This is a genomic window from Pseudomonas sp. PS02303, from assembly GCF_029959925.1.
In the GTDB taxonomy this organism is placed as follows: domain Bacteria; phylum Pseudomonadota; class Gammaproteobacteria; order Pseudomonadales; family Pseudomonadaceae; genus Aquipseudomonas; species Aquipseudomonas mandelii.
Genome location: NZ_JASCOM010000004.1, coordinates 1 through 25,892, shown reverse-complemented (window position 1 = coordinate 25,892; position 25,892 = coordinate 1). Strand labels below are relative to the sequence as shown.

The window sequence follows — 25,892 nt, the reverse complement described above, 5'->3', positions numbered from 1 at the left end:
ATGACGCCGATCAGCAAATGCCGTTTGATCTTGATCAACTTGAGTGCAGTTGTGTCCTGTCTTCTCGTCTTGCACGGTGCCAATGCCTGCACAGCTTGCGCAGCTCGCTGAACCAGAAGACCAGGCTCGCCATTGCCAGACAAAGGCCCCACTGGCTGAGCGTCAATGCACTCGTGCCGAACGCCTTGTTGAGTGGCGCCCAGTGCACCACTGCAATCTGCAAGACCATGGCCAGGACGATGGCGCCCCAGAGCCATCGATTGGCGAACAGGCCGATAAACGCACTGGTTGATTCAGAGCGCGCGTTCAACGCGTTAAACAGCTGCGCCAAAACAAGGACGGTAAAAGCGCCCGTGCGTGCTTCCTCCAGCGACGCATCCCCCGCTATCAACCCTCCCGGCAGCATCCAGTCGACCGTTAACAAACTCGCCAATGCCATGACCAGCCCCACCTCGAACACCCCCACCCACATGCGTGTGTCGATGATTCGGTCCGAAGGCTTGCGCGGGCTGCGTGTCATGACATCCTCGCTATGCGGATCAAGGCCCATGGCGATGGCCGGTGCCGCATCCGTGACCAGGTTGATCCACAGAATCTGCGTGGCCAGCAGCGGCAGGATGATCCCGCCGTTCTCATCCACCAGGCCGATGACGCTGGCCCCCACAACGGCGAGAAACACCGTCAGCACCTCGCCCATATTGGAAGACAGCAAGTAACGAAGAAACTTGCGGATATTGTCCAGAATCCCGCGGCCTTCACGCACGGCCAATACGATGGTCGCGAAGTTATCATCGGCCAGGATCATTTTTCCCGCCTGCTTGGTCACCTCCGTTCCGGTAATGCCCATGGCAATGCCGATGTCGGCTGACTTCAGTGCCGGAGCGTCATTCACACCATCGCCGGTCATCGCCACCACATGCCCCTGCGCTTGCAGCGCATCGACAATCCGCAACTTATGCGAGGGCGCCACACGGGCATAGACCGAGGTCGACCGGACCGCCTCGGCCAGGGCCGCATCGTCCAGCTTATCCAGATCGGCCCCGGTCAACGCCCCGGCACCGGCCTGGATGATGCCCAGATCCTCGGCGATGCGCGCAGCCGTTCGCGGATGGTCACCGGTGATCATAATGATGCGGATGCCTGCCCGATGGGCTTCGGCAATGGCCGGCGCGACTTCTTCACGCGGCGGGTCACTGATGCCGACCGTACCGATGAAAACAAGGCCGGCCTCAAGGGGTTCACCGCTCGTGACCTCCTCGCCAGCGGCCAAGGGACGGTACGCCACGGAAAGCGTGCGCAATCCCACGCCCGACAACTCATTCACATCAGCCACGGCTTTTGCACGCAGGTCGTCGGTGAGTGGCACGACATCCATGCCGACCTGGACTTGTGTGCAATGCTGGAGGAGCACATCGGGCGCGCCCTTGCTGATCAACAGCCGCTCGTCGTTGTGCTCATGATCGATGACCAGGGCCGACATCATTTTTCGATCAGAGGTAAAGGGTATTTCAGCCACACGCTCGAAGCGGTTCACGCTGCGTGCCGGCGCATCGAGCTTGCGCTCCGCCACCAGAAAGGCACCCTCGGTCGGATCACCTTGAACCACCCAGGTGCCGTCTTCCTGCTGCGCCAGCACGGCATTGCCAGCCAGGCTGCCGCCGCGCAATAACAGCACGTTTTCGCTGTGCACCGGCCCCCCACTCAAGGGCAGGTCCTGGTGATGAATCTGCCCTTGCGGGGCGTAGCCGACACCGCTGACCACTCCTTTACCCGACGCAGTCATGGTTTGCTGGATGGTCATTTCGGAACGGGTCAGCGTGCCGGTCTTGTCGGTACAGATGACCGATGCAGACCCCAGGGTCTCCACTGAAGACAGTCGCTTGATGATGGCTTTGCTGCGCGCCATGCGCAGCATGCCGAAGGCGAGCACCAGTGACAGAACGGCAGGCAGCCCCTCTGGCACCGCCGCCACCGCCAGGGACACACCCAGCAGCAAAACCCGCAGCACATCGTCGACCGTCTGAATGTCAGTGAGCATCAGCACGGCCACGACGACCACCGTAGCGATCACCAGAACCGCAATGCCGAGCATCCGCCCTATGGCGCGCACTTCCTTTTGCAGAGGTGTGACCTCTTCGGGCGTGACATCCAGCAGATGAGCGATGGCCCCGACTTCAGTCGCCATACCGACCGCCGTGACCATGCCGACTCCCGTCCCCTGGGCGATGGCTGTGCCCTTGAAAATCATATTGGCGCGCTCTGCCAAAGGCACCTCGGTGCTTGAACACGCGGTATTTTTCGACACCGCTTCACTCTCTCCGGTCAGTGACGCTTCCAGCACGCGCAATTCATTGGCCTGGATGAGGCGAGCATCGGCGCCCACCGAATCGCCCTCGGATAACACCAGCAGGTCACCGATCACCAGTTGCTGACTGGGGATTCGCGTCAGGGCCCCGTCGCGGATGACGGAAGAAGAGGTCTGGGTCAGGTTGGCCAACGCCGCAACAGCTCGCTGTGAGCGGGTTTCCTGGAAAAAACCGAGCAACGCATTAGCCAGCACGATCAGCGTGATCACCAACGCATCGACCGGCCATTCCTGACGGTCCATCAGCAACCAGATGGCCAGGGTGATGCCCACCGCGACAAGCAGCAGGTACACCAGCGGATCTTGAAACTGCCGCAGAAGATAATGCCAGGCGGGCTTGACCGGTTGGGTCCGTAACTCATTGGGTCCGTCACGACTCAGACGGGCCTGGGCTTGCGCGCTGGACAAGCCCACGCGCAGATCAGCGTCCAGCTCGCGGACAAGCGTTTCGACGTCTTCGAGGTGGGGAGAAACGATACGGCGTTTACCACTCTCAACTGCGCGATTCATTTGATCCCCTTTTACAACGGAGCGTGCGCCGTTGATCCATTGATAGCGTAACGAACGCGAATGCACCGAAATGATAGGTGACGATAACCGGTTGAGTGCGTTGTGCAGCATGCCCTTAATCAGCCGCTGCATTAAACGCTTGAGCAACATCAACAAATAGCCGATCTGCATCGGGTATCTTGGCGTGACTTTGCGCCCTGAGGATTCGCCATGCCTTCTACCCCCACCGAAGTGGACGTCGCAATTATCGGCGGTGGCCAGTCCGCACTCGCCGTGGCTTACTTTCTGCGCCGAACAGGGCGTTCGTTTGTGATTATTGATGCCGAAGCCGGGCCGGGCGGCGCCTGGCGGCACGGCTGGCATTCCCTGCGACTGTTTTCACCCTCGACCTGGAGCTCCATCGCCGGCTGGATGATGCCGCCGGTCACGGACGGCTACCCAAGCCGCGACAACGTCCTCGATTACCTGCGCGAGTATGAGCAACGCTACCAATTCCCTACCGCGCGGCCCTATTGGGTGAACGCTATTGAACGCCGGGATAATCGGCTGCTCGTCAAGACCGATAGCCTTAGCTGGCTGGCCCGCACGGTGGTTAGCGCGACGGGCACTTGGCGCCATCCCTTCCTGCCTCACTACCCCGGCAGTGAAACCTTTACCGGCCAGCAAGTGCATTCGGCCCACTACGTCGACGCCAAGCCGTTTGCCGGCAAAAAAGTCCTGGTGGTGGGCGGCGGCAACTCCGGTGCCCAGATCCTCGCTGAAGTCTCGCAAGTGGCCGACGCCACCTGGGTCACGCCGCAGCCGCCACAGTTTCTCGCCGATGACGTCGATGGCCGAGTGCTGTTCGAACGCGCCACCGAACGCTGGAAAGCCCAACTCGCCGGCACCGTCATTGCACAACCGGTCGGTGGCTTGGGCGATATCGTAATGGTGCCGCCAGTCGCCGAAGCCCGGGAGCGCGGTGTATTGCACGCGGTTCGGCCGTTCCTGCGCTTTACCGACACTGGCGTGGAGTGGGCGGACGGCTCGCAAACGCCGGTCGACGCGGTGATCTGGTGCACCGGTTTCCGCCCTGCCCTCGGCTATCTGGGATCACTGGGCGTGTGCACCGCCGATGGGCGCGTGGCCGTCGAAGGCACGCATTCCATTCAAGAGCCGCGCTTGTGGCTGGTGGGCTATGGCGACTGGACCGGCGCCGCTTCCGCGACACTGATTGGCGTCACGCGCACAGCACGCAGCACCGTGGAAGAAATCGACAGATTTTTAACCGAACATTGAATCCAGGGGTGATCGCCGCGATGGGGCGATTCATCCCCCCAGGGGCCTTCGTTAATAACTCGCCGACGCCGGCAAAACTGTTTCCCCTGTCTCTGACTTAAATCAAAGACGGGCAGCCCATTCACGCCGACATTTAGAGCCAGCATTCGCACCAGCGCATTCGCGGTGAGTGCAGAGGACTTTCGTCTCGTCTCGTGGAGGCTGACATGGCTACCCAACTGCAAGGCACTCAACCGATCATCCCACCGACGGTCCCCCATCCGTTGGCGGGCAGCTTGCGAAAGGTCGAGCCCAAACGACTTTCCCTGAGTTTGCTGATCGCGCTGGTGGTCGGTTCGATGATCGGCAGCGGTATTTTCAGTCTGCCGCAGAACATGGCGGCCAGTGCCGGAGCCGGGGCGATTCTGATTGGCTGGCTGATTACCGGCGTCGGCATGTTGTCCCTGGCCCTGGTCTACCAGACCTTGTCCAACCGCCAGCCGGCCTTGGACAACGGCGTGTTTGCCTATGCCCGCGCCCTGGGCGGCGAATTCCTCGGCTTCAATTCCGCCTGGGGCTACTGGATCAGCGCCTGGATCGGCAACGTCAGTTACCTGGTGATTCTGTTCGCGGCGCTGAGTTACTTCTTCCCGCTGTTCGGTGAAGGCAATAACAAAGCGGCCATTGCCGGAGCGTCCGTGGTTCTGTGGTCGTTGCACTGGATGATCCTCAGGGGCATGCGTACCGCGGCGCGGGCCAACGCGTTGACGACGATCGCCAAAATTGTGCCGTTGCTGCTGTTTATCGGTTTGGTGATCGCGGCCTTTCAGAAAGAAACCTTCTCGGTCGACTTCTGGGGTTCGTCGGCACTGGGCAGCACGCTTGATCAAGTCAAAAGCACCATGCTGGTCACCGTGTGGGTGTTCATCGGGATCGAGGGCGCCAACGTGTTTTCCGCCCGAGCCGCAGAACGGGCCAACGTCGGTCGTGCCACGGTCATCGGTTTTGTCATCACCCTGTTGCTGCTGATCGCGGTGTCCCTGTTGTCGCTGGGCATTCTCAGACAGCCAGAACTGGCGGCGCTGAAAAACCCGTCGATGGCTGGCGTGCTTGAGGCGGCGGCCGGGCCATGGGGCGCGGTGCTGATCAGCATCGGCTTGATCATTTCGGTGGGCGGTGCCCTGCTCGCCTGGACGCTGCTGGCAGCCGAATCGGTGTTCACACCGGCCAAGGAAAACGTCATGCCGGGGACACTCGCCGTGGAGAACACCCAAGGCGTGCCGGCCCATGCGCTGTGGATCACCAACGGCTGCATTCAACTGTTCCTGTTGCTGACGCTGTATTCGAGCGCCACTTACCTCGCGCTGATTTCCCTGGCCACGTCGATGATTCTGCTGCCGTACCTGTTCAGCGGTCTGTACGCGCTGAAATTGACCTGGCAGGGCCAGACCTACGCCGGTCACAGGGGCCTGCAACTGCGCGACATGGCCATCGCCCTGGTCGCCACGCTGTATTGCACGTGGCTGCTGTATGCCGCCGGGCCTAAATACATGCTGCTCAGCGCGTTGCTTTACGCCCCCGGCTCGTTGATTTACCTGGTCACGATGAAGTCTCGCCAGGGCCAACCGCTCAGCGGCCCTGAAACCGGGCTGTTAATCATCATCTGGACGGCAGCCGCCTTTGCCGGGTGGATGCTGTGGTCCGGGACGCTGGCCTTGTAACGCAAGGGCCTGCTTAGTGTTTTCCGGGTGGAATGCAGCGAGGGATGTTCAGTCCACCCTTCAATCCCAAGAGGAGTATTGAAAATGAGCAATTCCGTGAAAAAAATGCCGATAAAGACTGAGGAAAAAGGGAATCAGCCCTCCGTCACGACAGACCTTTGGAGACCTCTGGAAAAACTCCGGCAGCAGGTCGATCAACTGTTCTCGGACTTTGGTCACGGCCGGGGGCTATCCCCCTTCAGTCGTGGGCTGTTCGATGTCGAGCCTTTATGGTCGCAGGAGTTGACGGTCCCCAGCCTGCCGGCCGTGGACATCACCGAGAAAGACAAAAGCTACGAAATCACCGCCGAACTGCCCGGCATGGATCAGAAAAACATTGAGATCAAACTGTCCAACGGCAGCCTGATCATCAAAGGGGAAAAGAAAGAAGACAAGGAGGAAAAACGCAAAGGCTATCACCTCAGTGAGCGCCATTACGGCTCCTTCGAACGGGTGTTCAGCTTGCCCAAAGGCGTCGATGCCGAGAAGATCGACGCGAGTTTCAGCAAAGGCGTGCTGAGCATCTCGCTGCCGAAAAAGCCTGACGCGATGAAAGCGGACAAAGTCGTGCCGATCAAGGGCGAGTAAGTCCCGAGCAGCCCTCGCCCCCTGGCCGGAAAACCGGCCAGGGGGCTTTTTTATCAGGACGATGAACTTGAAGATGGATCGATGGGTGTGAGCTCGACGCTGTCACGGTACTCCGGCACCGACACCGACCAGCCCAGCTCCAGGCTGATGCGCCGGCGCAAGACATCCGAGGCATTGGGCTCGCCGTGTACCACATAGGTGTGTTTCGGCGGCCGCTTGAACCCGCGCAACCACTCGATGATCTCGTCGGCGTCAGCGTGCGCCGACAGGGTTTCCATCGGCACCACCTCGGCCCGGATTGGCACCTCCTTGCCGTGGATACGCACCGAAGGCGCACCGGCGATGATCTGCGCACCGCGGGTGCCGCCGGCCTGAAAGCCCGGGATCAGCAGGGTATTGAGCGGATTGGGCGCCAGTGCCTTGAGGTGGTGCAGCACCCGTCCTCCGGTCGCCATGCCGCTGGCTGCGATGATCACTGCCGGGGTGCGTTGCTGATCCAACTCGATCGAGTCACGGGTCGCCCGCACAAAATGCGTGCCCTGGCACATGCCTTCGCAGTCCTCCAGCGACAACCGGTGCTCACTGCGAAAACGCTGATACAAGCGCGTGACATCCGTCGCCATGGGGCTGTTGAGGTAGATCGGCAGGTCCGGGATCGCGTGCTGCTGTTTGAGTCGGTACAAGTGATACATCAACAATTGCGCTCGCCCGACCGCAAACGAGGGCACCAGGGTGATGCCATGGCGCAACGCGGTGCGGGTGATGACCTCGGCCAGTTGCTTCTCCGGCGACTCTTCAGGGTGCCGACGGTCACCGTAGGTCGACTCTATGAGCAGGTAATCGGTCTGTTCGATGGTTTCCGGGGCGAACATCAACGGATCGTTCGGCCGCCCCAGGTCCCCGGAACACACCAGCGTGATGCCATCGGCGACGATTTCAACGGTCGCGGCGCCCAGGATATGCCCGGCCCCGCGCAACAGAATACTGAGCCCCGGAACAATCGTGACCCGGTGATGCAACTCAACCGGATGCAACAGCTTCAGTGCGCGTTCGGCGTCCTGCTCGGTATAAAGCGGCAAGGCCGGGGCGTGTTTGGAAAAGCCGTGTCGATTGGCGAATTCGGCCTCTTCTTCCTGCAAGCGACCACTGTCTCGCAGCAGGATTTTGACCAGTTCACAGGTGGCGGGCGTGGCATACACCGGGCCGCGATAACCATTGCGCGCCAGCACCGGCAAGTAGCCGCTGTGATCCAGATGGGCATGGGTCAGCACGATGGCCTGGAGGTCGCGAACCGGCAGCTGGAAAGGGTCCCAGTTGTGCAAGCGCAGTTGCTTGTAGCCCTGGAACAAACCGCAATCGATCAGCACATGTTGATCGCGATGCTCCAGCAAGTACTTGCTGCCCGTGACGGTGCCCGCAGCACCAAGAAATGTCATTCGCATGGCCGTCTCCTTGAACATTCATGGAAGCGCTATTGATCGCTCCTTTCGGCTCAAGGGCTGTTGATTTTTATCAACTGTGGCGCAACGGGTAGCCGTTCAGTCGAGCCAGGGGCGTGGCTTGACGAACATCAAACTGCACGGTGCGCGGTTCAATACGCTCTCGGCGGTACTGCCGATGAACCGGTCGAGCCCATGGCTATAGGCCGTCCCCAGCACCACCATGTCGAATGCGTGCCGTTTGGCGAACAGCCCGATGACTTTGTGCGGAATGCCGGTCAGCAGGTGTCGGCGTTGCCTGTCGATGCCATAGCGTTCGGCAAGCGCCTCGAAGGCCTCCTCCTGGGCATCGTTGACCGCATCTCTGAGGCTGTCATTCAGACTCAGCGTCGGCACACTCATCGTTGCGTCGCCCACCACCGACCAGCTGCTGACGTTGAGCAGTTGCAAGGTTGAGCCACAGGAGGCCGCCAGAGTCGAGGCCAGGTCGAGAATCCGGTCGTTGAGACCCTGCGTCAGTTCCTCCAGATGGGACAGATCGATGACCGCAAGAATGTTCAACGGCTTGGGATTCCTGGCCTCGGTGACCAAATGCAAATGGGACGGGCAGTCGCGCAGCAACAGCCAGTCCAGTGGCCGATGGAACGCGCGGTCGAGTGCCGGTACATGGTGGGTGTCCTTGATCACCAGGTCCGGATGGAAATCGTTGACGTACTCAAGCACGTTCGACCGGCTGGATTTGCCCCAGACCACTTCAGTGGTCACTTGCAACCCGATGCACCGCTGGAACCGGGCCTGCTGCTCCAGCCAGTGACGGTGCACTTGCAAATAGCCTTCCCGCGCCTGAGCCATCGCATCGTGGTCAAACAGTCCGGCAACCGCCAGCGCCTGCACATAGTCGAAGGCAACGATGTGCAGCAAGGCACCGGTGGCACAGGCCAGTGCATGTGCGCGGTCGAATGCCGGGGTGCGGACCATCTCGGAAGGGGCAATCAATAAGATACGTTTGATATTCAGCATCACCTACCTCGTCCTGGGATCGACCTATTGCCTTACCGCAAACCCGATTCCTGTCGGCGTTTGTGCAGCTCTACAGGCTGATGGCGGCTGGAAAGCTGTTGTTTGAGTATCAGGCGTTATCCCGTGGTGGCTCTGATCTTTGTCAACTAATGGAAGGCTTTCGGCGGGCGTCCCCATCGACTTCGGGCGCACAGAAGCATTGTTGATTTAACTCAATGATTTTTTGTCGCTCAGGCGTAGAAAACACTGACCAGACTCACGGTTGCGCCATCCCCGCCGCGGCCCCTTCTCTGAGCCACGTCCATGAAAAAAACCCACCAATGGAACCTGTCTTACTTCGCCATCGCGTTTGTCGTGCTGACCCTCGTTCAGTTTTTGTTTATCGAACGGCGTGTGGTGCAGAGCATTCCGTACAGTCAGTTCCTGCAACTGCTGAGCGAACAGAAGGTCAGCGATTTGCGGATCGAGAAAGACCAGATCAGCGGCAAGCTTCAAGAGCCCATCGACGGACGCCTGCAGTTCTCGACGGTGCGGGTCGATCCAGCACTGGCGAGCGACCTCGCGCATTCAGGTGTCGGCTTTACCGGCATCAATGAAAATACTTTCCTGAGTGGCCTGCTGGGCTGGCTGTTGCCCTTTGTGCTGATCATGGTGGTCTGGCATTTCCTGTTTCGCGGGCTGGCGGAAAAACAAGGCATGGGCGGGCTGATGAGCATTGGCAAGTCCCGCGCCAAAGTGTTCGTCCAGCGCGATACCGGGGTGACCTTCGCCGATGTCGCCGGCATCGATGAAGCCAAGGCCGAACTGGTGGAAATCGTTTCATTCCTCAAGGACAAGGCCAAATACTCACGCCTGGGTGCGCACATTCCCAAGGGTACGTTGCTGGTCGGCCCGCCCGGCACTGGCAAGACGCTGGTGGCTAAAGCGATCGCCGGTGAAGCCGGTGTGCCGTTCTTCTCGATCTCGGGGTCTGAGTTCGTCGAAATGTTCGTCGGCGTCGGCGCCGCCCGCGTGCACGACTTGTTCGAACAGGCTCGGGAAGCGGCGCCCTGTATCATTTTCATCGACGAACTGGATGCCTTGGGCAAAATGCGTGGCGTCGGTGCATTTGGCGGCAATGATGAAAAAGAACAAACCCTCAATCAATTACTTGCCGAACTGGACGGATTCGATCCGCGTGAAGGCGTCGTTCTACTCGCCGCGACCAATCGCCCGGAAATTCTCGACCCCGCCCTGCTGCGAGCGGGTCGGATCGATCGCCAGCTGCTGATTGATCGCCCAGACCGCAAAGGCCGTCAGGCCATCCTCAAGGTTCATCTTCAAAAAATCGTCGTGGAACCCACGCTGGATAGCGAGCAGATTGCCGACATCACCACGGGCTTCACGGGCGCTGACCTGGCCAATCTGGTCAACGAAGCGGCCATCGTCGCTACGCGCCGCGGCGCTGATGCGGTCAATCTTGCAGACTTCACCGCAGCGGTGGAACGCATTGTCGCCGGGGTCGAGCGCAAGAGCAGCGTGTTGCGTGCCGACGAGCGTCAGGTGGTGGCCTATCACGAGATGGGGCATGCCCTGGCCGCCAGCAGTCTGCCGGCCATGGACCCCGTGCATAAAGTCTCGATTGTGCCCCGGGCCATTGGCTCGCTGGGCTATACACTGCAACGCCCCACTGAAGATCACTTCCTCATCAGCTGCCAGATGCTCAAGGACCGGATTGCCGTGCTGATGGCCGGTCGAGCCGCAGAATTCCTTGCTTATGGCCAGATCTCCACCGGCGCAGCCGACGACCTGGCCCGCGCCACCGATATTGCTCGTCAATTGCTCACCCGGTTTGGCATGAGCGCCGAACTGGGTCTGGCGGTGCTGGAGCGAAAAACGGCCACCTACCTTGGCGACAGCATGCAGGGCGTCAGTGAGAAAGACTACTCGGAACAAACCGCCAGGGAGATCGACCTGGGCATCCGTGCCCTGCTCGACGAAGCCTACACCCGGGCCAAGGCGTTGCTGCAGAGCCGCCGCACCGATCTGGACGCCGGGGCCCGTCTCTTGCTGGAGAAAGAAACCTTGACCCCTGAAGAGTTCCCCCCGCTTCAGCCCATGAAGCCGGTCCTGACACTCCCCCTCGCCGTGACACTGCGCGATCGCTAGAGGTTCGCCATGCTGGCAGTCACGCTGATCAATACACTGGTGGTGATCATCGTCGTGGTCATCCACTACGAATGCCTGTTACGCCTGAACGACTGGCTGCCCCGCCTGAGACTCTGGAGCCGCTTCAGGATCGTCGTCGGGGTATTCGGTGCCCTGTTTGCCCACGCAACAGAAGTCTGGTGCTTCGCACTGGTCTATTACCTGATGGTGCGTTCCGGCGAATGGGGCACCTTGACGGGTAACTTCGATGGCTCATTCATGGACTGCGTGTACTTTTCCTTCACCACCTACACGACCATCGGCTTCGGCGATATTTCACCGGTGGGCAACCTCAAATACCTGACCGGCCTGCAAGCCTTGACCGGTCTGGTACTCATCACCTGGACGGCGTCCTTCCTGTTTCTTGAAATGCAGAAGTACTGGAAGCGCAAATAGCCGGCCCGAAGGCACGCAGCCCTCCCGGGGCCTCTAGACCGCAAGCACGTTGCACGGCACCTGATACAAAATGTGCTCGGTGGTGCTGCCCAGGAGCTTGTCGACGCCGGAGGACTGGACCTTGCCCATCACGATCACATCCACCTCGTGTTCGTGGGCAAATTCACTCAACGCCTTGACCGGATGGCCGGACACCAGGTGACGACGATCCGCAGGCACACCGTATTGGCCGGCGAGTTTCACGAAGGCTTGCTGCAGGTCCTTGCGCAGTGCTTTGGTCAGGTCCGCCAGGGTCAATCCATCCATGTCCGCCAGAAAGGCCGCCGAAATGTCACAGGCGTACAGCAAATGCAATTCGGCATCGCACTGGATGGCCAGGCTGTTGGCCTGCCTGATGATGCGGTCGTTCAGCGTATTGTCGGGGAATTCGGTGTCGGACACTTCCACCGCGGCCACGATCTTGCGCGGCCAGCCGTCGCCGCGCCCGCCCACCAGATACACAGGCATCGGACAGTGGCGCAACAAGTACCAATCCAGCGGGGTGAAAAAGGCGCGCTTGAGCGCAGACTCGTGCTGCACCTGCTTGATCAACAGGTCGGGCTGCATTTCCGTGACGTGATCGAGGATGTCTTGCTCCATATCCTCGGCCCAGGCCACCTCCGTGGTCGCATCGATGCCCTCGCAACGCAGCGTCTCGGCCTGCACCTGGAGCCAATCACGATGGTCTTGCAGGTAGCGCTGACGGGCCTGTTCCCGATCACCTTCCTCCAGCAGCGACAACAATTTGAACGAAGGAATGAAAGCGGCGATATGCAGGCTCGCGCCGCTGGCCCTGGCCAATGCCGCCGCGTGTTTGATCGCCGGGGAATGGCGCAGGGCCGGGTTGATGATGAGTAACAAGCGTTGATACTGGCTCATGATGTGACTCCCGTCAGGTGAACATTCGACACGCACCGCGGCGCGGCAAGACTCAGGGATTTGCCAGCGTCCATTGCCAGTTCAGCACCTCCGGCATGTCTTGTCCGTGTTCGATGAGGTAGAGCTTGTGCCGCTCCATCGTCGACCAGTAGCGCGACCGCTCGGTTTGCAGCTGATCGCGCAGCCGCGGCACCCGCTCGACAACGTCCAGCGCCAGTTGATACCGATCCAGATTGTTGATTACCGCCATGTCGAACGGGGTGGTGGTCGCGCCCTCCTCCTTGAAGCCCCGGACGTGGAAATTGTCATGATTGGTGCGTTTGTAGAGCAGGCGGTGGATCAGCGCGGGATAACCGTGGAAGGCGAAAATCACCGGTTTGTCGACGGTGAACAGCTCATCAAACGCCGAGTCCGACATCCCGTGGGGATGCTGATAGGACGGCTGCAACACCATCAAGTCGACCACATTGACCACCCTCACCCGCAAGTCCGGCACGTACTCGCGCAACAGCGTCACGGCGGCCAGGGTTTCGAGGGTCGGCACATCGCCGGCGCAGGCCATGACCACGTCGGGGTCGTCATCGTTCTGGCTGGCCCACCCCCAGCGACCAATGCCCGCCTGGCAATGGCAAATGGCGGCATCGATGTCCAGCCACTGCCATTCCGGTTGTTTGCCGGCGACGATGACGTTGATGTAATTGCAGCTCTTGAGGCAATGGTCAGCCACCGACAACAGGCAATTGGCGTCGGGCGGCAGGTAGATGCGCACCACGTCCGATTTTTTGTTCGCCACCAGATCGATGAACCCGGGGTCCTGGTGGGAGAAGCCGTTATGGTCCTGACGCCAGACATGGGAGGTCAGCAAATAATTGAGCGAAGCAATCGGTTTGCGCCACGGCACTTCGCTGGCGGTTTTCAGCCATTTGGCGTGCTGATTGACCATCGAATCGACGATATGGATGAACGCCTCGTAACAGGACAGCAGGCCATGTCGCCCGGTCAGCAGATAGCCTTCTAGCCAGCCCTCGCACACCTGTTCGCTGAGGATTTCCATGACCCGGCCATCGGCGGCCAAATGGTTGTCGTCCGCCTCCAGTGGCGCCATCCATGTCTTGGCGCTGACCTCATAGACCGCGTCCAGCCGGTTCGAGGCGGTTTCATCCGGGCCGAACAGGCGAAAGTTGTTCGAGGCCAGGCTGTTTTTCATCACGTCGCGCAAAAACGTGCCCAAGACGCGCGTGGCCTCGGCGCGCAGGCTGCCGGGAGCCTCGAGTTTCACCGCGTAGTCGGCAAATCGCGGCAGGTCCAGCGGTCGCAACAACGCGCCGCCGTTGCCATGGGGATTGGCACTCATGCGCCGATGCCCGGTCGGTGCCAGCGCCGCGATGTCGGGCAACAACGCACCATTGGCATCAAATAGCTCATCGGGACGGTAACTGTGGAGCCATTCCTCCAGTTGCCGCAGATGGATCGGTTGCTGGAAATCGGCCAAGGGCACCTGATGCGCACGGCAGGTGCCTTCGACACGATGGCCATCGACGAATTTCGGTCCGGTCCAGCCTTTGGGGGTGCGCAACACCAACATCGGCCAAAGCGGCCGCTCTGGCGCCTCCGATGACCGAGGCTGGCGTGCTTCGCGCTGAATCTCGCGGATTTTCAGCACCATCGTGTCCAGCGTCCGGGCCAGGGCCTGATGCACCTGCGCCGGCTCATCACCTTCAACGAAATACGGGTCGTAGCCATAGCCATACATCAGGGCCGACAGCTCATCCTCGCTGATTCGGGCCAGCACCGTGGGGTTCGCGATTTTGTAACCATTGAGGTGCAGGATCGGCAATACCGCCCCGTCACGCGCCGGGTTGAGAAACTTGTTGGAGTGCCAGCTCGCCGCCAGCGTGCCGGTTTCGGCTTCACCGTCGCCAATCACGCAGGCGACGATCAAATCGGGATTATCGAACGCCGCACCATAGGCGTGGGCCAGGCTGTAACCGAGTTCGCCGCCTTCATGGATCGAGCCCGGAATCTGCGCCGACACATGGCTGGAGATTCCGTAAGGCCAGGAAAACTGCCGGAAAAGACGAACCAGGCCGTTGGTGTCGCGCTCCACCGAGGGATAACACTCGGTATAGGTGCCTTCCAGATAGGTCTGAGCCACCACGGCGGGGCCGCCGTGACCAGGGCCTGCGACGAACAGCATGTTCAAGTCGTACTGTTTGATCAGCCGGTTGAGGTGCGTATAGATCAGGTTCAGCCCCGGCGTTGTGCCCCAGTGACCGAGCAAACGCGGCTTGATGTGCGCCAGGGTCAAAGGCTGGTGCAGCAGCGGGTTGTCCTTGAGGTAGATCTGCCCGACGGCCAGGTAATTGGATGCCCGCCAATAGGCGTCCAGCCCCACCAGTTGCTCATCACTGAGGAAATCGCTCATGAAGTTCTCCTTAAAAGATCCGACCGGCCGGCAATCCTTGACCAATTCTGGGAGTCTGGAACGCTCAAGACTTGATTTACATCAAGTATTACCGTCGGCGCTCAAGTTGAAGGGCGTTGAAATGCCATGAAAATCAAACCGTAAGGGACGGTTTTCCCCGTTCGTCGATTACCCCGTCAAACATTCGAATGAACCCTCCCCCCGATGGCTCACCAACTATGCTTAAACGACTCCCAGACGGCGTTCCTCTCATGCCTGAAATTCGTCCGCTGCAAGTTCATCACCTCAAGTCTGCGTGTTCCAGCTGCAGTGTGTTGGAGTTGTGTCTTCCCATTGGCATGACCGGAGAGGAGGTCGAACGGCTCGATACGCTGATCGTGCAACGCTTCAAAGTCAAAAAGGGCGCCGCGCTGTACCGCACCGGTGACCCTCTGCGTTCGCTTTACGCAGTGCGTATCGGCTCATTCAAGACCTGCGTGGTGTCCGTCGATGGCCGTGAACAAGTCACCGGGTTTCACATACCCGGCGAAATGCTCGGTCTGGATGCCATCAGTGCCGATGCGCACGCTTGCACGGCGTTTGCCCTGGAGGACAGCGAAGTCTGCCCCATTCACTTTGCGCAGCTGGAAAAACTGGCGCAAACCCTGCCGTCGTTGCAGCACAACCTCAACCGGCTGCTGAGCCGCGAAATCGTGCGCGATCACAGCATGCTGATGTTGATGGGCAACATGAACTCTGATGAGCGCCTGGCGGCTTTTCTGCTGAACCTGTCCCAACGGTTCAGCATCCGTGGCTATTCATCCAAGGAGTTCGTGCTGAAAATGCGTCGCGAAGAAATCGGCTCCTATCTTGGGCTACGCCTGGAAACCATTTGCCGGGGCATTGCGCACCTGCGGGACCAAGGGCTGGTGGAGATCGCCGGCCGCGACGTCAAGATCCAGGACATGGAAGGGCTCAAGCAGATGGTCGCCGGCTGTCATCGCCAACCTCGCTGATTTCGCCCGCCTGGAGCTTTGTCATGCGCGCCATGGTTCTGACTGTCCCCGGCCAACCGTTGCAATTGCAAGAACGTCCCATCCCGATACCTGGCCCACATCAATTGCTGCTTAAAGTGCTCGCCTGCGGCGTATGCCGCACCGACCTGCACCTGGTGGACGGTGAATTGCCGCAAGCCGTGCTGCCACGGGTACCCGGCCATGAAATCGTCGGCGAAGTCACGGCGGTGGGCAGCGAGGTCGCGCCCGACTGGATCGGCCGGCGGGTCGGCGTTCCGTGGCTGGGCTGGACCTGCGGTGAATGCGCGTTCTGTACTTCGGGCCGGGAAAACCTTTGCGACCACGCGCAGTTCACCGGTTGTCACCTGGACGGCGGTTATGCCGAGTACACCGTGGCCGACCAGCGTTTCTGTTTCCCCATTCCCGAGGTGCTCTCGGACCTCCAGGCCGCGCCATTGCTGTGTGCCGGGCTGATCGGCTTTCGCGCGTTGCAAATGGCCAAGGGCGCTCGGCACCTGGGCCTTTATGGCTTCGGGGCCGCCGCGCATCTGGCGATTCAGGTGGCGCGGGGCCGGGGTCAACGGGTATCGGCCTTCACTCGACCTGAGGACAGCGAAGGCCAGGCCTATGCCCGGTCACTGGGCGCCGAGTGGGCCGGTCCATCGGACCAGCCTCCGCCGCACCTGCTCGATGCCAGCCTGATTTTCGCCCCCGTCGGTGCGCTGGTGCCGCTGGCACTGGCCGTCACGGCCAAGGGCGGCTGCGTGATTTGCGCCGGTATTCACATGAGCGACATTCCCGCGTTCCCTTATCGGCTGCTGTGGGGCGAACGCAGCGTGCGCTCGGTGGCCAACCTGACCCGTGAAGACGGCACCGCGTTTTTCGAAGAACTGCAACACACGCCAGTGCATTGCGACGTCACCCGTTTTGCCCTGGAAGACGCCAACCAAGCGCTCGCCTGTTTACGGGCCGGGCAGTTCAAGGGTGCCATCGTGCTCACCCCCTGACGTTCGACCTGACGGCCAGAATGCTGCCCGGCACCGAGTACAGCGCCCGCTCGGTGTTACTGCCGATCAACCGGTCGATCCCCACTCTGTGCTCCGTGCCCATCACCACCACATCCGCCAGGTAGTGCTCGACGAATTCACTGATCACCGGCACGGGCAGGCCCATCACGAAATGCCGCCGCTCTGGCGGTACACCGTAGCGATCCGCCAGGGCGACAAAGGCCTGGTGCAAGGATTGGCGCAGTTCCTCGATTAAATCCACGTCCCAGCCACCGCTGGCCAACGGCGCATCGCCGTTGAACGCCGGTGACAAGTCGTAGGCGTAAAGCAGGTGCAGCGGAGCGTCGCATTGCAGGGCCAGGGCGTTCGCGGTCTGGATGATCGTGTCATTCAAGCCATTGATTTGCGTCGACGGGTCGAACGGGTCCACCGCCGCCACGACCCGGTGCGGCAAGCCGTAACGCGCCTGGTTGACCAAGTGCACGGGCACCGGGCACTCGCGCAGCAAGTGACAATCGAGCGGTGTGATGAACACCCGTTTGAGCAACGGTTCGAAGGTGACATCCTTGATCAGCAGATCCGGCTTGAAGTCTTCGACCGTTCGCAGAATGTCCAGCAGCGGATGGGTGGTGAACACCACCTCGACCGTTGCGTCCAGCCCCATCTCGTTGAGCCGTTCGACTTCATCGGCGGCCCAACGACGGTAGCGGCGCAAATAGCCCTGATAGCGTGCGTCGTCGATTTTGTCTTCCCACACATGCACCACCGGCGCCGGCTCGACAAAGGCCCGCACCGCCAGTTCGGCCCCGCTCGCCCTGGCCAGCGCGACGGCCCGCAACATGGCGGGGGACTGATGCAGGGTTTGGTCGGCGATCAGCAACAAACGTTGGTATTGGCCCATCACACACCTCGGCTCGACACCGGTCATCAAACGCCGGCAAGTGTCCAAGACTGCGCTCCTCGCCCCCTCCTCCCGCTTGATTTACATCAAACATGAGCCAATCAACGCCTGCCGTCGCGACTCTCTGATCCAGATCAGATTCAGGCGCCGCCAACGGCGTAGAAAGGAAGTCACCGAACGGCTCGTCATCGTGCCGCACACCTTTCAAACCGGATGGAGGAATACCCCATGCTGACTGTCAAAGACCACAATGACCGAGCCGCTGCGGCCTATGCCGCCGTCACCGGCAAATACTGGATCGAAGCGCTCAAGGACGGGCGTCATGTGCTGATCCGGCCACTGGCGGAAAAAGACCGCGAACGTGAACGCGCGTTTATCAAGCGCCTGTCGCCCGAGTCCCGGCATATGCGCTTTCTCGCACAAATCAACGAACCCGGCACGGCGATGCTCGACCAGCTGATGGACACCGATAACAAACAGCGCACGGCTTTCATTGCGCTGGTCCACGAAAATGGCCAACTGATCGAGATCGGTGTCAGCCGCTATGCCGCTACGGGGGAACATGAATGTGAATGCGCCGTGACCGTCGCCGATGAATGGATGCACCTGGGCCTGGGCACCTTGTTGATGGAGCATTTGATCAAAGCCGCGCGCAAGAACGGTTTCCGCCAGATGTATTCGGTGGACGCCGCCAGCAACACGCCGATGCGTGACCTGGCCAAAGCGCTGGGTTTCGAAACACACAACGATCCTGATGACACGCGTCAGGTCATTCACCGTCTAGCCCTGTAAAAAATCGTCCCGCGATGTTCAGGCCAACGGTTCATCGCGGGACGATCCAGCCTTCAGGATTGTAAAACCCGGCCCGGCTTGATGGCCAATACGCTGCAAGGCGCCCGATGCAACAGTTGCTCGGCCGTGGTCCCCAACAGCTTGTTCAGCCCCTTGTGCTGCACCGTTCCCATCACGATGACATCGGTGCGGTGCTCAGCAGCAAAATCACAAATGCTCGTCAGCGGCGCGCCCTCGATGAAATGGCGATTTTGCGGCGCTACCCCGTGGCGTTCGGCAATCGCCGCAAACGCTTCGTGCTGGGCGCTGCCCAGGGTTTCATAAATCCCGACGGCCAATGGCAGCGCGCCAAAGCCAATGTCCTGGGCGTACACGGCCGTCCAGTCATACACATGCACCAGCTCAAGGGTTGCACCACACACGGAGGCCAGCTTCGCTGCGGCGTCGATGATCTGGTCGTTGAACACGTGGTCCTGGTCCTCGCTGCGCAACACATCGATGATGGCCAGCACGTTGTGCGGCTTAGGGTTGACGGCGTTGGTCACCAGGTGCACCGGCACCGGGCAATCGCGCAACAACTGCCAGTCCAGCGGCGTGAAAAACACGCGCTTCAAGGCTGACTCTTCCTGCGCATCCTTGATGATCAACGCCAAGGACATCTCGTTGACGAAATGCAGGATCTCCTCATACGGATGCTGCACCCAGACCACCTCGCTGGTGACCTCGACGCCATGCTTTCTCATCAGCGCGGCTTGCTCGGCGAGCCATTCCCGATGGGTTTGCAAATACCCGTCACGGGCCAGGCTGATCTGTTCGGGGGCGAACAACCCCGCCACCGCCAGGGCCTGCAAATAATCGAAGGCGACGATGTGCAAGGGCATCTGCATGGCCAGCGACAACGCGGCGGCACGGTCGAAGGCGGGCGTGTGGGTCATGTTTTGGGGAGCGATTAACAGTAAACGCTGAGTCTGCGACATGGGGCACCTCGGCACGTGGTCGTTTCAATGGAATGAACAGGTATTCAGAGTGAGCGTTCCTGCTTCGGGCAACTTGATCTTTATCAGCTATAACGCGCGTTTTTGATGCCCGTTGCGTCCGTAAAAGTTGATTTTGATCAACAGATTCCCGGCCCCTTCCTCTTAGCCTGAATCAAGGCCTGATGCGTCCAGGGCTACATGGGAGGGGGCAATGATCGATTATGACCAGCAGGTGTTGGCAAGAGCATGGGACGCTGCGACTAACCCGGTGTTGATCACCGAGCGCACGGGATGCATCGTCTGGATCAATAATGCGTTCTGCCGCTTGAGCGGCTATTCCAAGCCGGAACTGGTGGGGAAAACCCCGCACCTGCTGTCTTCGGGTCGACAAAGTTCCACCTTCTACCGTGACCTGTGGCTGACGATTCTGGCGGGCCTGCCCTGGCAGGGCGAAATGGTCGAGCGACGCAAGGACGGCGCCAGCTGCACGGTCAATCAGATCATCACCCCCGTGCTCGACCCTCATGGCGTGGTGACGCATTTCATCGCCATCCTGCACAATTTCAAGGTCACGGATGAAGAACGCGCCAACATGCAGCAACTGGCGTTCCATGACGCCCTGACTGGATTGCCCAACCGCAGTCTGTTTCTGAACCTGCTCAATCAGGCGATCAACCACGCCACCAAACACCAGCAGCCACTGGCGTTGATGTTTATCGACCTGGACCACTTCAAATCGGTCAACGACGCGTTGGGACACGCCTGTGGCGACAAGCTGCTGGTGGCCGTCGCCGAGCGCCTGGGCCAGTCCGTGCGCAGGTCTGACGTGGTCGCTCGCTTAAGTGGCGACGAGTTCGCAATCCTGATCACGTGCATGGAACAAGCCGACCAGCTTGAAGCCCTGGCCAACAAGCTGATCGCCGCGATCGGTGAGCCGTTCATGATCGATGCGCACCGCGTCAACACGGCCATCAGCGTCGGGATCAGCCTGTTTCCTGCCAATGGCGCGAGTGTCGAAGACCTGCTCGAACAGGCTGACGGGGCCATGTACCTGGCCAAGCGAGCCGGTGGCAACGCCTGCCGCTTCAAACGACTGTCGCCCGATGACTAGATCGCAAACAGGGCCTCAGAGCAACCAGAGGCCCGCCCACATCGCCAGTGTCAGCAACACCTGGCCGGGCACCACATACACGGCGAACCGGCGCCCGCCGCTGACCCAGGCCACGACGCATTTGCTCAGGGAATTGCTGCTGACCGCGAGCAGCACAGGCGCGGCAATGACATCAAACGGCAACAACCCGGACTTGGCCAGGGCCGCAATCGAGGCCGTCGAGGCATGCGCATCGGCGAACCCGGTGAAGGCTGCCGTCAGCATCACCCCCACCTCGCCGAAGTAGTTGAGCATCATCGACGACAGAAAAGTAATACCGGTCATGGCCAGCGCGACCACCACGGCCAGCTTGAGGTTGAAGGCCCCACCGACCTTGATCGGCTGGCTGGGGCCGGCCACCGGCTTGTGAAACATCAGACCCAGGCCATAGAGCGCGGTGGCGATGGTCCCGCACAACAGCGGTCCCCACACGTGACGCAGCAGATCGGGTTCAACCGCCCCCAGGATCAGGCCGACCTGCGTGAAGGTGGCCAGGTTGGAGAAAATCGCCGCCGCGCCGAGGATCTTGATGTTGCCGGGCTCCGCGCTGACCCGATGCCCCATCGTGGCGATGGTCACAGTGCTGGAGGCAAACCCGGAGGCGATGGCACTGAGCGCATAGCCGTAACGGCTGCCGAGCGTTCGCACGGCAATATGGCCCACCGCGCCTATCGCCATCAGCAGCACGGTCAAGGCGCAAATGGTTCGCAGGTTGATCGCCGAATAGGGGCCGATGAAGCGGTCCGGCGCCAACGGCAATACCACCAGCACCGCCACCAGCAGCACCAGCGCGTCGCGCATTTCCGCCTCGGTCAATTGACTGCGCGCAAAGTGATGCAATTTCTGCCGATACGCCAGCAACCCCGCCATCGCCACACCGATGGCCGTGGCCAGCGCCGGCGCGGTAACGCACAACCCGCCCAGCACCAACACCGTGAACAAGGCCACTTCGCTGGTCACGCCGGGGTCATCGCTCAGGCTGCGCCAGTACGCCACCGTGACCAGCAACGCCACACAGGTGGCCATGATCCCCAACAGCAAGCCGCCGCCCACTTGCATCGCGCCATACCCCAGCAACGCGGTAATCGCGAACGTGCGCAAACCGGCACAGGCACGGCTGTCCCCTCGCCCCTTGTGCCGTTCGCGTTCAAGGCCGATGAGCATGCCGATCCCCAGCGCAGCCGCCGCGCCGGTCATGCCACCGAGGGTTTCATTCATTGGACTCTCAATCCGGCCAGGCCGGGGGGATCTGCATTCAGTTGACGCCAGCGTGCGCCAAACCGTTCATGCCCAGGTTGATCATGATCAACCTCTCCGAGTATGGCCCAGGCAACCAAACGTCGGCCGCCCTCGCGCCGACACGCGCAGGTTTGACAAAGATCAAGCGGCCCATCCTCACCATTGCCACTATGGACTTCAGGTAAACGCTCCAGCCAACCCTCGCGGCCACTTCAGGCCTGCGTCTGTGTGAAGACCCAAGGGAGAATTGTCATGACCGAACAAGCACGCTTCATGCTCATTGCCTCGCCCCTGATGGAAAACAGCCCCGCGTTCGACCGGGCCGCCGCGCTGGCCAAGGCGCAAGACGCGGCGCTGCACATCGTCGCGTTCGATTTCCTGGAAGGCCTGGCCACCGCCAGCCTGGTCAACCGCGACGCTCTGGAGCAGATGCGCCTGGGGTACGTCGAGCGCCACCGCCAGTGGCTGGAAGATCAGGCCCGGCCCTTGCGCAAGATCGGCGTGACCGTCACCACGGAAGTGGTCTGGGTCGAACGTCCATTGCAGGAAATCCTGATCCACCTCAAAGAGCAGCCGATGACCCTGGTGATCAAGGCGCTGCAACACGAATCGCTGCTGTCACGGATGATGTTCACGCCGCTGGACATCCACCTGCTGCGCGAATGCCCGGTGCCGCTGCATTTTGTCAGCAACGTGCAACACGCCTTGCCGCGCCGGATCGTCGCGGCCGTCGACCCGTTCCATCGCGATGGCCAATACGAAGGCTTCAATGACCGCATCCTGCATGAGGCGGTGAAGCTGGGCACGGCCTGCAACGCTCAGGTCGACGTGGTGTACGCCTATGACCTGTCGTCCATCGGCGCCGATGAGTTCGGTTTCGGCGACGCCACCAAATTCTTCTCCTCGACCAAGGCCAAAACCCTGTTCGACGCCCAAGGTGAAGCCTTCAACGCGCTGGCCGAACGCAACGGCATTCCGCCGGAACAGCGGCACATGGTGATGGGCAACCCGGCCAAAGTCCTGTCCAGTTATGCCGATGCCTACAACGTCGACGTGATCGTCATGGGCCGGGTTGGCCACCGCGGCATCGGGCGGCTGATCGGCAGCACAGTGGAACACCTGCTGTACAAAATGCCATGCAGCGTGTGGGTGGTGTCGCCGGAAGTCATCGAGGAATAAGCAACGACCGCGCGCCATCCAAAAAAATGGGCCGCCGTTTGCACGGCAGCCCATTTTTTATGGCGCGGCGCTACACCAACCGCTCGATCGCCTGATGCTTCCAGACCTTTTTGTAATACGCCGTCTGCAACACCAGCATGCCCAGGTACGCCACGGGAAAGGCCATCCACACGCCCTGCAACCCAAACTGCCCGTCCAGCACATACGCCACCGGCAACTGCACGCCGACCACGCAGAAAATCGAAATCGCCATTGGCACCAGCACCGAACCACTGGCGCGCATGATGCCGCCGACAATCGCCTGGAAGCCAAACACCAACAGGCTCCAGAGCATGATGTGCAGCAGATGCTCCGCCATCGCCCGGGTCGAATCCTCGGTGAGAAACAACCCCAGCAACCAGTGCGACAGCAAATACCCCAACACCACCAGACCACCAGTCAGGCACACATTGATCAACAGCCCCGTGCGCAAAATCGGCCCCATGCGCTCAAGCCGCCCTGCCCCGATCGCCTGAGCGCCAAGGATCGACGCGGTGATCGCAATCGACAACGCCGGAAACTGCACGTAATTGACGATCTGCGTCACCGCCCCATACGCCGCCGTCGCCTGTGAACCGTGCCGATTCACCAGCGCCAGAATCACCAACTCCGACACCGACAACACCACCATCTGCAACCCGGTCGGCAAACCGATGCGCAACACCTTGCCGAGAATCACCAGGTCCAGGCGCATCGCCGCAAACATCTCCCGATCCGGCGCCAACGGATGCCCCTTGCGAATCAGGCGCCACGCCAACCAGCCCATCGCCGACAAATTCCCCGCCAGCCCCGCATACGCTGCACTCTGAATCCCCATCATCGGCAACCCGAACCACCCCCGAATCAACGCCGGCGTCAGCGCCAACCCGATACACGTCGACACCACCAACGCAATCAACGGCGACACCGTATCGCTGACCCCGCGCAGCAGCTGAGTGAACAGCACGTAGACCAGCAGCGACGGCATGATCCACATCATCACGTGGGCGTAAGACACCGCATCGTCAATCACGTCGGCCGGTGTGCCGAGGCCTTGCAGGGCGGGCCGTGCGAAGACGCTGCCCAAAATCGCCACTACCAGTCCGATCATTGCGCCCAGGAGCAACGTGGTGCCGGCGATGGTTTTCACCAAGTGCGGCTCGCGCGCGCCCCAGGCTTGGCCGATGAGCACGCCAGCACCTGCGCCGAGGCCAATGACCAGAGCGATGAAGAAGAAGACGATGGGGAACATGCCAGACACGGCGGCCAGGGCCTGGGTGCCGAGCATTTGGCCGATGTAGATGCTGTTGATGGTTCCCGACATGGATTGGAGGAAATTGGAGAGGACCATGGGAGCGAGAAAAAGGAGGTAGGTTTTCCAGAGGGGATGCTGAGGGGCTGGGGTTTGCATTGAGGGTCCGTCTCGGGGTGGGCGCGGTTTGGGAATTCTACGCTAGGGGGCTGGGCGTCACCTGTTCGATTTCGTGGATTTGGACAGTGCGAGTAAATGTCCACTTTCGGCCAGGAGCAGACATTCGAACCGCTGACCAATACACTGCCGCGACAATCGTATTCAAAAACTTTTGAGCAAATGTTCACGCAGGAAGAAGGGTTTCAAATGAGTCTTGATCTGTACCTGGAAGCGGATAATGCACTCACAGCCCCGACATTGAGGAAAGCCTTAAACGATGCTGATGCCTGCGAAATCAACGTAGTTGGCGACAGTTTGGAAGCTACCTTTATCTCGGGACTAACGTTGAGTACCGATGGCGTAATCACGGACTCAACAATTTACTCCGAGGATACGAAGGGCATCGACTTCCGTGTTGCTATGCGTTGTACCATCAGAATCAAAGGCCCCGAGCCGGAGGGGCAGTCTGCTATGGACGATCTGGACAAAATAGCGCAATCCATCGCTCAGACGTGCTCATCCCTCTTCCTGATAAGCTTCCAGCTCGAAGAAACATTGTACTGGCGGGACACAGCGGGGCTGCACCGTCCTGATGCCAGAACCTCCAAAAACAATGACGAATCCACCTGAGCGCACTCTGTCTACTACTGGGCATTTGCTGCACATCTCGATGAAATGGCTATTAGCTGCTTTTCGCGAAGGGCCGCTTTGGATCGGTTCGGGCCTGTCTCGACCACAATAAAACGGCAAAAAAGCAGATGCTTGATTATGAAGCAGTTAAACCCAGAATATTTACTAAAAGAAAATGTACATGAAGAAGCTAAGTAATGATTTCAGTGGAGCACTCCGAACATTTGCGTACTTCATGGCAAGTGGAAGCCACTACATGCTTGAAAACGTAGAGTACCTCGACATTTATGGATCTGAGCCGAGTGCAATTGAGATGGTCTTCGCGATATTCGCGAACGTAATAGAGATGGACAGCGAAGGCAACGTGCTCAATTTCACCTACGCCCAAAGGAGAGCGACTGACTACTTAAGGTCATACTGCGACCCTTCTTTCAAAGTAACGCCGCCTCTTGAAGACTGGGAAACCGAGCTCTATGGGCCGCCCTCACTCGGACGCTAAGAAATGGCTTTAGCTCGCAGACACGGGGGACCGGAAAGGGTCGAAAGATCCAGCCGAATGGCTGCTTTTGGCCGTTTTCTGCCCCTCGTGACAGGCAGAAAACGGCCAGAAGCAGTCACTCGAACGAGGTTTTTACCTGATCGGTAGGAGGCATTAAAGACAGCTATGACACTTTCCAAAGGCGACTTCATAAAACTAACCCACGTCGATTCTACGAAGGCTGTGTATG

21 protein-coding genes are annotated in these 25,892 nt (G+C 60.2%); 12 read left to right on the top strand and 9 right to left on the bottom strand.

What is annotated here, in order from left to right:
• Window positions 1-34 precede the first annotated feature (34 nt).
• Window positions 35-2,875 (bottom strand): cation-translocating P-type ATPase, encoded by a 2,841-nt coding sequence (locus tag QMX98_RS02100; RefSeq protein ID WP_282410163.1) that lies wholly within the window; start codon window positions 2,873-2,875, stop codon window positions 35-37.
• A gap of 210 nt (window positions 2,876-3,085) precedes the next feature.
• Here QMX98_RS02100 and QMX98_RS02095 point away from each other — a divergent pair, with 210 nt between their 5' ends.
• The 3 genes from QMX98_RS02095 (at window position 3,086) to QMX98_RS02085 (ending at window position 6,480) form a co-directional block, all read left to right on the top strand.
• Window positions 3,086-4,153, top strand: a complete 1,068-nt coding sequence (locus tag QMX98_RS02095) for an ArsO family NAD(P)H-dependent flavin-containing monooxygenase (RefSeq protein ID WP_083377029.1) — start codon at window positions 3,086-3,088, stop codon at window positions 4,151-4,153.
• A gap of 206 nt (window positions 4,154-4,359) precedes the next feature.
• Window positions 4,360-5,853: an arginine-ornithine antiporter gene (gene arcD / locus QMX98_RS02090; protein ID WP_077749859.1), complete on the top strand. Its 1,494-nt coding sequence runs from the start codon at window positions 4,360-4,362 to the stop codon at window positions 5,851-5,853.
• An 84-nt stretch (window positions 5,854-5,937) separates the two neighbouring features.
• On the top strand, window positions 5,938-6,480 hold the full coding sequence (locus QMX98_RS02085; RefSeq protein ID WP_010459321.1) for an Hsp20/alpha crystallin family protein: 543 nt from the start codon (window positions 5,938-5,940) through the stop codon (window positions 6,478-6,480).
• Between the two features lie 53 nt (window positions 6,481-6,533).
• Here the strand turns inward: QMX98_RS02085 and QMX98_RS02080 are convergent, their stop codons facing one another.
• Both QMX98_RS02080 and QMX98_RS02075 read right to left on the bottom strand, forming a co-directional pair.
• Complete coding sequence (locus QMX98_RS02080; RefSeq protein WP_169857274.1) at window positions 6,534-7,922, bottom strand: MBL fold metallo-hydrolase; 1,389 nt, start codon at window positions 7,920-7,922, stop codon at window positions 6,534-6,536.
• 96 nt (window positions 7,923-8,018) lie between these two features.
• On the bottom strand, window positions 8,019-8,939 hold the full coding sequence (locus tag QMX98_RS02075) for a universal stress protein (RefSeq protein ID WP_154912516.1): 921 nt from the start codon (window positions 8,937-8,939) through the stop codon (window positions 8,019-8,021).
• Between the two features lie 303 nt (window positions 8,940-9,242).
• On the opposite strand from QMX98_RS02075, the gene ftsH reads away from it, so the two are divergent.
• Window positions 9,243-11,087, top strand: coding sequence for an ATP-dependent zinc metalloprotease FtsH (ftsH, locus tag QMX98_RS02070; protein WP_010459316.1), 1,845 nt, complete (start codon window positions 9,243-9,245; stop codon window positions 11,085-11,087).
• A gap of 9 nt (window positions 11,088-11,096) precedes the next feature.
• Window positions 11,097-11,522 carry a potassium channel family protein gene (locus tag QMX98_RS02065; RefSeq protein WP_010459314.1) on the top strand — a complete coding sequence of 142 codons (426 nt, stop codon included), beginning with the start codon at window positions 11,097-11,099 and terminating at the stop codon, window positions 11,520-11,522.
• Window positions 11,523-11,555: 33 nt separating this feature from the next.
• Here the strand turns inward: QMX98_RS02065 and QMX98_RS02060 are convergent, their stop codons facing one another.
• Together QMX98_RS02060 and QMX98_RS02055 are read right to left on the bottom strand one after the other, a co-directional pair.
• Entirely contained in the window at window positions 11,556-12,440 is an 885-nt protein-coding gene (locus QMX98_RS02060) for a universal stress protein (protein WP_010459312.1), read from the bottom strand.
• Between the two features lie 52 nt (window positions 12,441-12,492).
• The gene (locus QMX98_RS02055; protein ID WP_282410162.1) at window positions 12,493-14,865 is read right to left on the bottom strand and encodes a phosphoketolase family protein; all 2,373 of its coding nucleotides are present in this window, start codon (window positions 14,863-14,865) and stop codon (window positions 12,493-12,495) included.
• Between the two features lie 251 nt (window positions 14,866-15,116).
• Between QMX98_RS02055 and fnr the strand changes: the two genes are divergently transcribed.
• Window positions 15,117-15,860 (top strand): fumarate/nitrate reduction transcriptional regulator Fnr, encoded by a 744-nt coding sequence (fnr, locus tag QMX98_RS02050; RefSeq protein ID WP_102593859.1) that lies wholly within the window; start codon window positions 15,117-15,119, stop codon window positions 15,858-15,860.
• Window positions 15,861-15,883: 23 nt separating this feature from the next.
• On the top strand, window positions 15,884-16,867 hold the full coding sequence (locus QMX98_RS02045) for a zinc-dependent alcohol dehydrogenase family protein (protein WP_102593858.1): 984 nt from the start codon (window positions 15,884-15,886) through the stop codon (window positions 16,865-16,867).
• On the opposite strand, the gene QMX98_RS02040 is transcribed toward QMX98_RS02045, so the two are convergent.
• Window positions 16,857-17,768 carry a universal stress protein gene (locus QMX98_RS02040; RefSeq protein WP_282410200.1) on the bottom strand — a complete coding sequence of 304 codons (912 nt, stop codon included), beginning with the start codon at window positions 17,766-17,768 and terminating at the stop codon, window positions 16,857-16,859. The genes QMX98_RS02045 and QMX98_RS02040 overlap by 11 nt on opposite strands.
• A gap of 228 nt (window positions 17,769-17,996) precedes the next feature.
• On the opposite strand from QMX98_RS02040, the gene QMX98_RS02035 reads away from it, so the two are divergent.
• A complete protein-coding gene (locus tag QMX98_RS02035) occupies window positions 17,997-18,560 on the top strand; it encodes a GNAT family N-acetyltransferase (protein WP_077749854.1) in 564 nt (187 codons plus the stop codon).
• Between the two features lie 53 nt (window positions 18,561-18,613).
• Here the strand turns inward: QMX98_RS02035 and QMX98_RS02030 are convergent, their stop codons facing one another.
• Window positions 18,614-19,537, bottom strand: coding sequence for a universal stress protein (locus QMX98_RS02030; RefSeq protein ID WP_169857278.1), 924 nt, complete (start codon window positions 19,535-19,537; stop codon window positions 18,614-18,616).
• Between the two features lie 211 nt (window positions 19,538-19,748).
• Between QMX98_RS02030 and QMX98_RS02025 the strand changes: the two genes are divergently transcribed.
• Window positions 19,749-20,648: a diguanylate cyclase gene (locus QMX98_RS02025; protein ID WP_282410161.1), complete on the top strand. Its 900-nt coding sequence runs from the start codon at window positions 19,749-19,751 to the stop codon at window positions 20,646-20,648.
• A 15-nt stretch (window positions 20,649-20,663) separates the two neighbouring features.
• Here QMX98_RS02025 and QMX98_RS02020 read toward each other — a convergent pair whose 3' ends face one another.
• A complete protein-coding gene (locus QMX98_RS02020; RefSeq protein ID WP_102593855.1) occupies window positions 20,664-21,905 on the bottom strand; it encodes an MgtC/SapB family protein in 1,242 nt (413 codons plus the stop codon).
• Between the two features lie 273 nt (window positions 21,906-22,178).
• On the opposite strand from QMX98_RS02020, the gene QMX98_RS02015 reads away from it, so the two are divergent.
• Complete coding sequence (locus tag QMX98_RS02015; RefSeq protein ID WP_077749851.1) at window positions 22,179-23,105, top strand: universal stress protein; 927 nt, start codon at window positions 22,179-22,181, stop codon at window positions 23,103-23,105.
• Window positions 23,106-23,175: 70 nt separating this feature from the next.
• Here the strand turns inward: QMX98_RS02015 and QMX98_RS02010 are convergent, their stop codons facing one another.
• Window positions 23,176-24,534, bottom strand: coding sequence for an MATE family efflux transporter (locus tag QMX98_RS02010; protein WP_042932146.1), 1,359 nt, complete (start codon window positions 24,532-24,534; stop codon window positions 23,176-23,178).
• Window positions 24,535-24,630: 96 nt separating this feature from the next.
• Here QMX98_RS02010 and QMX98_RS02005 point away from each other — a divergent pair, with 96 nt between their 5' ends.
• Together QMX98_RS02005 and QMX98_RS02000 are read left to right on the top strand one after the other, a co-directional pair.
• Entirely contained in the window at window positions 24,631-25,164 is a 534-nt protein-coding gene (locus QMX98_RS02005) for a hypothetical protein (RefSeq protein WP_282410160.1), read from the top strand.
• A 181-nt stretch (window positions 25,165-25,345) separates the two neighbouring features.
• The gene (locus QMX98_RS02000) at window positions 25,346-25,663 is read left to right on the top strand and encodes a hypothetical protein (protein ID WP_009048737.1); all 318 of its coding nucleotides are present in this window, start codon (window positions 25,346-25,348) and stop codon (window positions 25,661-25,663) included.
• Window positions 25,664-25,892: the final 229 nt, after the last annotated feature.